Source organism: Micromonospora coerulea, from assembly GCF_016598485.1.
GTDB classification, from domain to species: domain Bacteria; phylum Actinomycetota; class Actinomycetes; order Mycobacteriales; family Micromonosporaceae; genus Micromonospora; species Micromonospora coerulea.
In genome coordinates, this window is the sequence record NZ_JAEMUW010000011.1 from 206900 (window position 1) to 218073 (window position 11174).

The following is an 11174-nucleotide window of genomic DNA, read 5'->3' on the forward strand; positions in this document are numbered from 1 at the left end:
GGCGCGATCCTGGCGGGCCGTTCGTCGTGTCTGGTCAGTTTGCCGAGCCGACCCATTCGGCGAGATCCTGCCGGGCGTACAGGTCGGCATTCCCGCGCTTTCCCCGCGGCTCGGGAATGGTCCCCACGCGCCGCTGTAGGCGCTTCTTGGCGGCGTCGTACGACCAGGGCAGCACACCGGCGTCTACGGCGTCCCGGAGGGTCATGATGTCCCCGTCCCCGGGGACATCGCTGGTCAGCGGGCTATCAGGGACTCGCGGCGTGATGATGGCGCGCACCTGCGCCTTGTTGAGGTACGCGACCTGCACCTCAGTTGACTGTCCTCCGATGACGATTTGCCACCGGCCGAGAGTGCGCGACGCCCGGGGCATTGCCGCCTCGGGAACCAACATCTTCCAGTTGTTCGCGGTGTACCGGGCGAGGCACCTGATCCCGAAGTTCTCGCGCGCTTCCGGGCCGCCGATGGCGCGGGCGGTGAGCATCTGCGCGATGGCGATGACGTTGACCTTCGCCGACCGTCCCATGAAGAGCAGATCGGCGAGCGCCGAGATCGCCGGCGAGCGCTTCGGGTCGCTCTTGTCGCGGTTCTCCGCCCACCAGTTCGCCAGCTGCCCGATGGTGGCGTTCAGCTCTTCGGCGATGACCAGCGTGCGCGGCCCCGGGTCCCAATCCTCGGCCTCGTGCAGGGCGAGCGTGTTCCGCTCGTCGGCGATGCCCTCAGTACGGATGAGGGCATGGTGCATCTGCTCGGGCCGGGTGCAGTAGTCGACGCCGGGCAGGCCGAGCAGCGACCGGTGTGAGCCCTTGCGGTCCAGGATGACGACCCGGCCGCCGCGGGCGAGCACCTGCACGGCGACCAGCTGGGCCAGCACCGACTTCCCGGCGCCCGTCCCGGCGGACACGGCGATGTGCGGGGAGTCGTCGCGGAAGCTGATCGTGACGGCCTGGCCGCCGACCCCGTCGCCGAGGTAGAACTCCCACTCGGCGAGCTTGGGCAGCTGCTCGACGACGCGCTCGTGGCCGACCTGCGCCGGCGGCCGGCGGCGGACCGTCCACCGGGCCACCACCCGCGGCCCGACCTGGTCCCACGACTCGACCAGGCCCGAGACGGGGATCTTGCTGCTGATGATGGACGACACAAGGGCCCGCTGCTCTTTGGTGACGTACGGGGTGTTGATGGCCAGTTCGATGCGCGGCCCGTACTCCGGCGCCGGCCGGCGGAACATCTCGAGGCGGTCGGTGGCCGGCTTCGCCTTCCGCTGGAGCGCCCATGCGCCGCGCTGCAGGTGCTCCGGCAGCCACCGGAGCACCGGCTCCAGGTGCTCCCCGTACCAGAGACGCACGGCCTCTTCCGCCGGCGAGAGCGGCTTCGCCAGCCGCGGGGTGAGGTTGCCGAGCGACGGGTCGACGTGGAGCTCTACCCCGGTCTGCAAGCCCAGCGGCGGCGCGACGGCGGCGAGGGTCGGTGCGACGTAGGCGCGGTGGAAGCGGCGCCGCACGAACCGTTGCCGGCCCTTCACCGCGGCGACCAGGGCGACGCCGCCGGCGGTGGTGGCCGCCTGGTCGGGGTAGACAGCGGCGAGCGCCGACGCGGTGGGTACGCCGAGCCGGTACGCCTGCCGCTGCCACCCCGCCCACCGGCCGGCACCGGCCCGCAGGTACGGGTAGCCGGTCCGCCCGTCGAGCGGACGACCGGTGAGGTAGCGGTAGGTCAACCGCCACCCGAGGTTCTTGCGGCGGCGGAGCAGCTTCTCCAGCTCGACGACGCGGACGGTCTGTGCGCTCACTGGTTCACCTCGCGGCGGCGGCGGATCACGTGGAAGGCGACACCCGCCGCCGCCGCACCGAGCCCGGTGACGATGGCGGCGACGGTGTGTCCGGTCAGGGTGGCGGCGACCGAGACGGCCGCGAGGATCACTGCGATGACGCTCACTGGGTTACCTCCACAAGTGACGTGCCGTTGACGCGGGTTTCCGCAGCTACCGGCACGGTTGGTGACGGCAGATAGCGGCGGGCGGTGGACTCACTCACGCCCGCTTTGGCGGCGACCTGAGCCACCGTCCCAGCGGGCAGCTTGGCGGCAGCGCGGGCCACCTTCTCGGCGCTGGTGAGCGAGCGCGGACGGGGCCGGCTGGCGCGCGGCTTGGCGGCAGGCTCGGCCGGCGGTGGCGTCACCGGCTCGACCTGCTCCGGCGTCACGTCGACCAGCTCGGCGACCGGCGCGACCGGCAGCGGCTTCCCGGACCGGGCGAGCACCTCCACCGCCAGGAGGAAGCTCACGGCGGGTACGGCGGCGACCAGGCGGGCGGTGACGGTCGGGTTGGCCGAGGCGACGTTGGCGGCGAGGGTGGCGAGGATGCCGAACACCAGCGCCACCCGGGCGGACAGCCGCGGGCGCCGCTGCTGCCGCTTGTCGTCGAGCATCGCCAGGGTGGCGACCAGGATCAGCCCGTCGATCGCCAGCGGCAGCACGGCCGCGACACCCTGGTGCTCACCGGCGTCGGTGGCCACGTCGTAGATGTGCCGGTAGGACGCGAACCCGGCCACCGCCGCCACGAGGGCGGCGGCAGCGCGGGACGTGACGGTGGTCAGGTTCACCGGGTCAACTCCTTGGGGCGCTCGGCGAGCTGGGCGCGGGCGTGCTCGCGGCGGATCGCCGCGGCGGTGGTGTCGGCGTGCCGCTCGACCAGAAGGCGAGCGACCAGGAACACGGCCAGCGGCGTACCGGTGCCGCCGGCGAGGATCAGCAGGAGCCACCTCATCGGGCACCGCCGTCGACCAGCTCGGCGGCGGCCAGCAGGGCGGCGGCCAGGGCGCGAGCCTGGCCCGGGGTGCCGGTCCAGCCCTGCACGTCCTCGCTGCCCGGGTAGTGCCCCTCCGGGCCCTCAGCGACCGACAGGAGCACGCGCGGCTCGGTGACGACCTGGCCGCTGTCGGTGGTCGACTCGACCAGCACGGTGGCGGTGGCGGCCCGGTCGATCCACGCCGGGTCCTGCGCGGGCAGCTCGGCGAGGATGCGCTCGTGGCCGACGCCGATCGACCACCCGTCGACGTCGGTGACCTGGCCGCGGTGGTCCTCGCTGCACCAGCTGGGGCAGCCGGTGGGGCGGAGGGCGGTCAGGTTGAGCGTGGGGGCGTCGACCAGCCGGCTAGCGGCGGGGACGGGTGCGGATGCGATGATGCTCACGGGTCGCCTCCTGGGGCGATCAAGGGCCCGGCCGGAGGTGCTACTCCGCGTCCGGGCCCGCCTTGTTGGGCCCTTGCTTGACGGTTGGTGTTACGCCACAGAGTGTGGCCTACGGCGTAGGCGTACGTCAACCGTGTAGGCCACGTTGATTGGCAACGTCATGTGTGCGACCATCGCCGCGTGACCAGACTCGAAGAGGCCGCAAAGGCGTACCGCCGGGCCAAGGACGCGCTCGACAAGGCCCGCCCGGCGCTCGCCGAGGCGATCGTGGAAGCGGCCCGCGGCGGCATGCGGCAGACAGAGATCGTGAAGGTGTCCGGCTACACCCGTGAGCAGGTGCGCCGGATCTGCCGGGCGGCCGGCATCGACCCAGGGTGAGCGTGCTCCGTGGGGCACATCCGGGGCACATGCGAGCGGGAGACAGTGAGATTCACTGAGGGATCGTGAGTGGCAAAACCGCAGGTCAGGGCCGCTACGGCGGCCCTTTCTGCTGGTCAGAGAAGATCGCCCATCACTTCCGCTGGAAGTAATGCCTATATGACCACTGACCTGCACCGTAGAGGCTTTCCGGGGCCACCGAACCATGATCATGCCGTTTCCAGGCCGTTGCCCGTTTGCCGGCCGTCTCCGGCTGCTGGCTCCTCCCCGAATGCCTTATCGATGGCTCGCCGGGTGCGGTCCTCGCTGGCGGGCAGTAGGTGGGTGTAGATCCGGAGGGTGAAGCCGGGGTCGGCATGGCCGAGGTAAGCCGACAGAGCCTTGACACTCTCCCCGGCGTCCAAGAGCACCGGAGGCGTAGGTGTGCCGCGGGTGTGGGCAGCCGACCTGCCGTCGTGGTGCGGTGTGCACGTCCGGGTAGACGCTTGCCGTTGAGCGCTACCAGCAGCGGCCGGCACCGCTAGTGAGTCCGCCGGCGGTTGGCCTCCTGTCGGACAGCCTCCGTGAGGTCACGCCAGGTGCCCGCCGAGGTCTTCATCATCCGGTCGACCATCGACCGGGCCGATGCTTCGTCCGGGAAGTCGTAGGAGACCTCCTCGCCTGCGTCACCACGGAGGCGACCAGGGACCCGCCACAGCCGGCCGTTGAAGACCAGCCAGATGTCGCGCCGGGCCATGCGGCCCACTGCCCCGTTCCACCAGCGCCCGCGTACCTCCATCGGCGCGAACCGGCGCTCGGACTTCGCGGGCAGCACGACGAACACGGGTGTCCTCGTGTCCGTGGCGGGGGTCGAGCTGCAGGGGACGTGGGAGATCGAGAACTATGCACGCCGGTCCGTGATGATCCGACTCACGTCGCCTACCGAATTTTCGTAGCGACCGGCTCAAGGAAGAACAAGCACTGGTCCGGGTTGTACTCGCCAACCCGAGCAACAACGTGGAGAAGGTCGCCGGTACCTACGGAATCCGGGATGTTCGCGCCCGTGAGATGCAGGTCAAGGACGTTGACGTCTTCGAACTTGAATGCGGGCCCAACCACAGATTTTGGGCCCTTACCGGGAGAGACGAGGATGTCGTAGCGAGTCTTGTAATCGCCGTGATTTAGCATCGATGCGATGGAACCATCGAACTCGATGGTCCTGCCCTCGTACTTGGCCGCGAACGTTCCGATCGTCTCGTCGCAGTAGTCCCGCACCGCCAAGAGCGCCGCCAGATCCTTGCTGTTCTCGACCGTCAGGACCCGGTCCGCCTCGGACGCATCTGAAGCCGATTCTTCGGGCTTCGGCGTCTCCGACGGCTTTCCGCTCGCCACGACCGTCGCCTCGCTCGGCGACTTGGTCGGCTTGGGGTCCTTGTCGCCTCCGCCTTGGAGCGCGCTGGCGACTCCGCCGACGACGGCCACGAGCAGGACGACACCGGCCGCCACGGCGATGAGTACCCACGGGACCTTCGGCTTCGGGCGGCGGAAGTTCAACGTTGTCCGCAACGTCCCCTGCTTCTGGTCGACGAACTCCCAACCAGCCTTCTGCCACTTCGCGATCGACCTGGCCTCGATGCCGCGGATAGCCTGCACGGACTTGAACTCGTACTGCACACCGTCGTCAGCCATGCGGCTCCCAGACCCCCCGAATCGGATTCATCGCTCATGGACTCCTCGCGAGGATAGGGACTCAGCGAAGTTAGCGGGGGTCGAGGTGGCCTAAACCGGCCGGCTGCCGGCGTGCGTGCTGCCGGCGATGTCGTACTCCGCATGATGCGTTACGTCGTGGCTTCACTTGATGCGTGACACGACGCTCTGACTCGATAGCTACCCGTTGTGAACGGGCGGATGGGGTAAGGCGGGAGTCCAGGCGGCAAGCGCTTCGACGCTAGGCTGCTCATCCGTGGCAACCATCGATGACTTGGCTCCGCTTGTCCCGCCGCCGGCAGCGCCGGTTCACCGCGCGTGGGGACTGGGCAGCAGCGGAGGCAACGCTTGGCGTCACCCTGCCTACCGACTACCGGTCGCTGGTCGTCACCTACGGCCTGGGCCAGTTCGATGACATCACCCTGTCCACGCCCTTCGCCGCAGCAACGTCGCGATACGCCGACCTGCTGTGGCAGGCCGGCGAACTCCTCGACGGGTATCGGGATGTACGCAGCGAGTTTCCGGAGGATTTTCCCTACCCGCTGCATCCAGAGCCCGGCGGCCTGCTCCAATGGGCCGTTACCGGGAACGGCGTGATGTTGTGCTGGCTGACCGAGGGAACTCCGGACACATGGCCGGTCGTTGTTTTCGAGTTCGGCGATCACTGCGAGCGGTACGACACCGGCGCTGTCGACCTGCTCTACGGTCACCTGAGTGGGCGTCGCCGCGTCCCGGGCCTCGGTAAGACGCACGCCATTCCCTGGTTCGACGTTGCCCGCGAACGTGACCACGTCTACGTGCGTTTGTCCGACAGCGACCGCCCGTACGAAGACCGCCTGCACATCCTCCGCACTGCCCTCGCCCCCACGGCGGACCGCGGCAACTCCATCAGCGACCACGGACGACAGGACCACTTCAAGGCCATCGACCGCGACTGGCTGTTGACCTACGAAACCGCGTACGGCCACCAGATCCGCATCGCGTTCCCACCGGACGACGCTGCCACGGCCCGCGCCGTCATCACAGCCGCCGCTCACGAGATGGGCTGCACGGTTCTAGCGACAACCACCCACAACGGCACACCAACCTGGATTGGCTCCTGACCACTTCAACGTGCACATGCCGCTGACCGCGTGCCTCTGACGGGACGTCGAGTCCCGCCCGGTCAAGTAGTAACTCCGTGTAACAGCGGCGCCCGATCATGCCGGAAGCCGTCACGCGTCATGTGGAGTCGATGTGTCACGCATCAAGTGGGGCCCGACAGCCTGCTGCCGGCGATGCCTGGTCTCGCATGATGGTTGACGGAACGGCGTCGTTGTTCAAAGTTTCTGTACGTCTTCAAGGCGGCCCGCAACGGGCCGCACGCGCCGCCGCCTGGGCGCGCGCCGCCGCTGCCGCTATCGCTCTGCGGCCGTCACGCCAGAACGCCCGGCGGCGGGCGCGGACAGCGGGAAGCCCGGAGGGCCGCCGCAGAACGACAGGAGCGTTGACCGGTGAGGTGGTGGGCCGGCAGCCGGCCGGGCCGCGCGGCCACGAGCCCGCGCGGCGTAGGGGAGCGCACGCCGGCCGCGTCGGCGAGCTGGCGGCGGTCGCGGGGTTGCGGCCACTGCGCCTCCGGCGGGGGCGCTCCGGCTCCAGGATGGCCGGGCTCCGTCGGCGGGTCGCGGTCCGCGGGTGGTTGCGGTAGCGCCATCCCACCGCCGACGACCCGGGGCGAGCCGAGCAGACCGCCGCCGGGACCGCCAGCGTCCGTCCGTGCGTCAAGGCCGTCTTGACGTGGCGGCCCCGACTGCGGCCCGCTCCCACAAGGGCGGGTCGACGGCGACGGGATGGCGAGGTTCCGCTGGCTGGGTCAATGTCTCACCAGTCGCGCCAGTCGTCAGTGAGTTCGGTCCGCTCGATGTCGCGTCGGGAGGTAAGGCCTTCGACGTCAATGCCCGCGTCTGTCAGGACGTCGTCGATGTACTCGCACAGCTTGTCGCGCTCGCTCGTCTCGATCCGGCCGTGTTCCTCATTGATCGCGTTGAGAGCCATGACGACCTGTTCGACCGATGCGAAGACCTCGTCATCGGACGGTGACGAGAACGAGCGTACGTCTGCTTCGTAGGCGTCAAGAGCGGTGTCGACAGCGGCGATGAATGCCTCTGGCCAGAGGTGCAGGGCGTAGGCGTCATCCTCAGCGAGGGTTCCTGCGGCGATGCGGCCCTTCTGGTCCTGCACCTCGCGGCCCCACCTCTCCGTGGGTCGTGTGGTCATGGCGTGCAGCCTAGCGATGGCGTCTGGTAGCAAGCCGAGTCGATCAGCTTGGGTGACCAACTGAGTGACGATCGGTACGCACGCCGACGGACGGACGCGGACGACGGCGGATTGCCGCAGCAGCTCAGCAGGGGCTCAGGGGCAGCTCACAGCCCGCCGATCATTCGTTCGGGACGAAGGAGTCAAGCTCCGCCAGCGATACGCCGGCGGCCGAAGGCCAGAGGCGCGGCGGCGGGCGTTACGCGGTCCCCGATCCGCTGGCTACCGAATGTGAACCTCTGGCCGAAGACGCGGATGCGGCAACATTCGCTTCTAGCCGATGAGCGAGCGGCGATCGAATTCCTCCTGGCGGCCGTCGAAGTTGGGGCACCGCAACTCGCTTGACTGGTGCGGTCCGCCCGCGATTGGGTGGCGCCGTGAGCAAACTGTGGACCGCCCCCGAGGACGACCCCAGGACCTTCGGCCAGCCCGTCGGCGAAAAGGCGACCTACCGGGAGTACCTCGGCAACTACCGTCTGACCATAGAGATGAAGTGCGACGGACTGGACGCCGAGCAGCTCGGCCGACGCTCGGTACCGCCCAGCACCCTGAGCTTGCTCGGCCTGGTCCGCCACCTGGCCCAGATGGAGAACCACTGGTTCCAGCGCGTGCTGCAAGGGCGGACCGACGCACCGCGCCTTTACGAGCACGAGGACGACCCGGATTGGGACTTCGGGGGCGCGGTCCCCGACCCAGCGGTGGTGAAGGACGCCTTCGCAACCTGGAAGGCCGGGATCGCCAAGGCCGACGAATGGCTCGACGCCCTCGAGGAGGCCGACCTGGGCCGCGAAGTGCCGGTCGACGGTGGCAGCCACGCCACGCGCGACGTGCTTGTCCACGTGATCGAGGAGTATGCGCGGCACGCCGGCCACGCCGACCTCCTGCGCGAGTGCATCGACGGGCGAACCGGCCAGTGACCCACCGGGGTGGTGGGTCAGCATAAGGACCGCCGCCAGGATGCAACCACACCGTGAGGAACCTCGGTGAAGCAGAACCGGGGCGGCCCGGAGCCAGTGAGTGACAAACTGGGTGACGATCACGACGGACACCCGTGGACGCGTCGGGACGAAGTCGGATCGTCTCAGCAGCTCAGCCGATGCTTCAGGCCAGTTCGGAGGGCCGTGTTGGTTGCCTGGGGGGCAAGGAGTCAACGGTTACTAGATCCCGAGATCGTGCCTGACCTTGGCGGTGATGAGATTCTGGGCAATCTGCATAACGGGCGCGGAGGTCAAGAATGATCCGCCTCGCTGTTTAATCTGAGCCCAGACGTGGCGCTCGCGCCGCTCGTCCAGGTCATCGAGTGCGCGAAGTTCTGCGAGCCGATCGTGGAGGAAGACTTTGTCGGCCTCGTCGATGTCCTCCTCCTCATCGAGGATGTTCTCTAGCTCAAAAATTCGCTCTTCGCGGGTCGCCCAGGGGTGTGCTGCTCCGCACCCATCGCAGAACGTCGGTCGTTCCCAATCGGGGTCGAGTTCGTGCTTCTCGGCCATGTACGGCTCGATGTGGAACTGTCCTCGAATGCGGAGAGAACAGGAGGTGCAGCCTAGAAGCACTCGCGCGCCGCACCTCGGACACTTGGTGTCATCCGGATACGAGTCTGAGGGTGACAGCGTGGTTGTCTGCTCATGTCCTCGTCGGCATACGGCTGCGGCGTGGTGGAAGCGGTCTGCCTTGCTGCGGTACTGCGTGAGATCCGCTTCAGGAAACTTGATCATTACTTCCCTTTCGACCAGGCCTCAGCGGTCCAGGCCGTCGGAGGTCGATCGGAAGCGACCAACGATGACGACTGGTGACGACGTCTGCCCAGGTGACAAGGCGTGGTCGGCCCGATGACCAGGCCGGCCCGTACTTCCTTACCTGTAGTTGGTGAACTGGTGCCCCGGCTTGGGAGTACCGGTGGCGGGTCGTTTCGTCGCGAGGGGAAGGCCCACCCAGGGAGCTGGGCGGGCCTTCTTTGAGTCAGAGCCAGGACCGGCCGAAGCCGGGCCGAGCTACCTGCCGGACTTGTTCTTGGTCGGGTCGACCAACTTGGACGGCCCACCGTTAGGGGTCGGTGGGATCCGATGCCCCTTGGGGACCGTCACCTCCGGGCCGCCCTTCGTGGGCTTGTACTGACCGCTTTTCGGAGCGGGCGTACCGGGGTTGACGATCACGGGCTTACCGGTCGGCCGGACCGCCGGCTTGGAGGTCGGCCGGGTGACCGGCTGGGGCACCGGCCGGATGACCGGCTTCGCCGGAGTGGTCGGCCGCAGGGGCTTGGCCGGGCTCGCCGGCCGCATGGCCTTGTTCGCCATGTTGTTCCTTTCGGTTTCCGCACGGGGTACCCCGGAAGAAGCCACTGTCCCCGACCCGCTCGCGCGGGATAAAGCGCAGTGGTATCGTCGCCCGCCTACCGCCAAGTACAACGTCGACCCGGTTAGGTGCCCGACCCGGCACCTTGCCGGGTTGTCGTGCTTCCAGCAGTGTGCACGCTGGGTAGTCCTATCTCAAGCATGCGATTCCCTAGATGTTGCCGTGCGCGCGAGACTCGCCCCCTCCATCTTGTGGAGGGTCCTGTGTGTAGACCGGTGGATAACTCAGCGTGGCGGTGACGGAGCGTATGAGATTCTGTCTCCTATCAGGGACTTTGCTGTACATATGTTCGACCGCCTTGTGTGGACGAGGCCACTGAGGCGCTGTGGATAACTCGTCACAAGCAGTCGGCAGTGGACCAAGATTGTGATCTACCGCGCAGGGCAATCCCCGGCGTGTTGGGCTAACGCCAGCGGTGTGAGAGGGCCTGCGACCAGCCTCGCTACCGTCGATGCTGGGTCATTCGAGTGCGGCTGCCGCCGGCGACCTGAGGCCGTGCCCGATCCGTGCCCGACACAGCGGACAACACCGGCCAGCCGAGGTCTGTCTCAGAGCTGAGCCACGCCGGCCCCGTGCTGCATGACCAGCCGAGACCAGGCTCGAAGGCCGCGCCTCAATCCGATTCCCAAGCTGACAGTGCAGTTTCGATTCCGGTTACCACCTTTACGCGAAGGCCCAGACCAGGGCCTTAGTCTCCGTCGAGGCCCCGGTACGTGTCGGAGCTGTCGGCGGCGTCAGCGAACTCATCAAAGTCCAGATTCGCGATGGTGAGGTTGGCCGAGACGTCCGCGAACCAGCGGGGCGGCACCCGGAAGGTGCGGCCGGGCTCGTGGGCCAGATCGACGACGAGCAGCGGGCGTCCGACGTCGGTCATCGTGGTCGCATCGGCGAGGAAGAGGTAGATCAGCTTATCCTCGTGGCTCGCGGCGTTTTCCGCGTCGACCAGCTCTTGGAGGCCCAGGCTCGCGTAGTTCGGATCGCTAACGAAGGTTGCGCTGTCGTGGCTCTCCCAGGTGTGCAAGGCCGTCTTCAGGGCTTCCCACGCAGCGTCGTCGGTGAAGTCCGTACGGAGAACCAGCGACGTGAGGTCGTCGGGCTGAGGTAGAGATATCACGACGAGGATGCTTTCAGCCCTCCGCCCGGCTGACCACGCTCTGGGGCACACATGGGGCACAAGACACCGTGAAACGACGTCAAGTAACCCCTGAATGGTGGCAGCCTGAGACGCCGTGCGAACAGGCGCTGCGCGCCGTTCCCGCTGGTGGCGGGACAGCCGC

13 protein-coding genes and 1 pseudogene are annotated in these 11174 nt (G+C 68.1%); 3 read left to right on the forward strand and 11 right to left on the reverse strand.

The window, feature by feature from the left end; translation table 11 throughout:
• Nucleotides 1-34 precede the first annotated feature (34 nt).
• The 5 genes from I8N68_RS16650 to I8N68_RS16670 are packed head-to-tail and all read right to left on the reverse strand — an operon-like array spanning nt 35 to nt 3186.
• Nucleotides 35-1786 (reverse strand): helicase HerA domain-containing protein, encoded by a 1752-nt coding sequence (locus tag I8N68_RS16650; RefSeq protein ID WP_200210899.1) that lies wholly within the window; start codon nt 1784-1786, stop codon nt 35-37.
• The gene (locus I8N68_RS16655; RefSeq protein ID WP_200210900.1) at nt 1783-1932 is read right to left on the reverse strand and encodes a hypothetical protein; all 150 of its coding nucleotides are present in this window, start codon (nt 1930-1932) and stop codon (nt 1783-1785) included. Before I8N68_RS16655 ends, I8N68_RS16650 begins: the two co-directional genes overlap by 4 nt.
• Nucleotides 1929-2597, reverse strand: coding sequence for a DUF2637 domain-containing protein (locus I8N68_RS16660; protein WP_200210901.1), 669 nt, complete (start codon nt 2595-2597; stop codon nt 1929-1931). Before I8N68_RS16660 ends, I8N68_RS16655 begins: the two co-directional genes overlap by 4 nt.
• The gene (locus tag I8N68_RS16665; protein WP_200210902.1) at nt 2594-2761 is read right to left on the reverse strand and encodes a hypothetical protein; all 168 of its coding nucleotides are present in this window, start codon (nt 2759-2761) and stop codon (nt 2594-2596) included. Before I8N68_RS16665 ends, I8N68_RS16660 begins: the two co-directional genes overlap by 4 nt.
• Entirely contained in the window at nt 2758-3186 is a 429-nt protein-coding gene (locus I8N68_RS16670) for a DUF6907 domain-containing protein (protein ID WP_200210903.1), read from the reverse strand. Before I8N68_RS16670 ends, I8N68_RS16665 begins: the two co-directional genes overlap by 4 nt.
• 180 nt (nt 3187-3366) lie before the next feature.
• Here I8N68_RS16670 and I8N68_RS16675 point away from each other — a divergent pair, with 180 nt between their 5' ends.
• Complete coding sequence (locus I8N68_RS16675; RefSeq protein ID WP_200210904.1) at nt 3367-3564, forward strand: hypothetical protein; 198 nt, start codon at nt 3367-3369, stop codon at nt 3562-3564.
• A gap of 209 nt (nt 3565-3773) precedes the next feature.
• On the opposite strand, the pseudogene I8N68_RS34550 reads toward I8N68_RS16675, so the two are convergent.
• From I8N68_RS34550 to I8N68_RS16685, 3 genes and pseudogenes are all read right to left on the reverse strand, one after another.
• Nucleotides 3774-3993, reverse strand: a pseudogene (locus I8N68_RS34550) (site-specific integrase); the annotation flags it as partial.
• A gap of 91 nt (nt 3994-4084) precedes the next feature.
• Entirely contained in the window at nt 4085-4387 is a 303-nt protein-coding gene (locus I8N68_RS16680; protein ID WP_200210905.1) for a hypothetical protein, read from the reverse strand.
• Nucleotides 4388-4482: 95 nt separating this feature from the next.
• Nucleotides 4483-5232 carry a DUF4839 domain-containing protein gene (locus I8N68_RS16685; protein ID WP_200210906.1) on the reverse strand — a complete coding sequence of 250 codons (750 nt, stop codon included), beginning with the start codon at nt 5230-5232 and terminating at the stop codon, nt 4483-4485.
• Nucleotides 5233-5519: 287 nt separating this feature from the next.
• On the opposite strand from I8N68_RS16685, the gene I8N68_RS16690 reads away from it, so the two are divergent.
• Nucleotides 5520-6353 carry an SMI1/KNR4 family protein gene (locus tag I8N68_RS16690; protein ID WP_200210907.1) on the forward strand — a complete coding sequence of 278 codons (834 nt, stop codon included), beginning with the start codon at nt 5520-5522 and terminating at the stop codon, nt 6351-6353.
• A gap of 757 nt (nt 6354-7110) precedes the next feature.
• Here I8N68_RS16690 and I8N68_RS16695 read toward each other — a convergent pair.
• Nucleotides 7111-7506: a hypothetical protein gene (locus tag I8N68_RS16695; RefSeq protein ID WP_200210908.1), complete on the reverse strand. Its 396-nt coding sequence runs from the start codon at nt 7504-7506 to the stop codon at nt 7111-7113.
• A gap of 416 nt (nt 7507-7922) precedes the next feature.
• On the opposite strand from I8N68_RS16695, the gene I8N68_RS16700 reads away from it, so the two are divergent.
• Nucleotides 7923-8462, forward strand: coding sequence for a DinB family protein (locus I8N68_RS16700; RefSeq protein ID WP_307812847.1), 540 nt, complete (start codon nt 7923-7925; stop codon nt 8460-8462).
• A 240-nt stretch (nt 8463-8702) separates the two neighbouring features.
• Here the strand turns inward: I8N68_RS16700 and I8N68_RS16705 are convergent, their stop codons facing one another.
• Nucleotides 8703-9260, reverse strand: coding sequence for a DUF2321 domain-containing protein (locus tag I8N68_RS16705; protein ID WP_200210909.1), 558 nt, complete (start codon nt 9258-9260; stop codon nt 8703-8705).
• Nucleotides 9261-10585: 1325 nt separating this feature from the next.
• Nucleotides 10586-11011 (reverse strand): DUF6924 domain-containing protein, encoded by a 426-nt coding sequence (locus tag I8N68_RS16710; RefSeq protein WP_200210910.1) that lies wholly within the window; start codon nt 11009-11011, stop codon nt 10586-10588.
• Between the last annotated feature and the right edge of the window lie 163 nt (nt 11012-11174).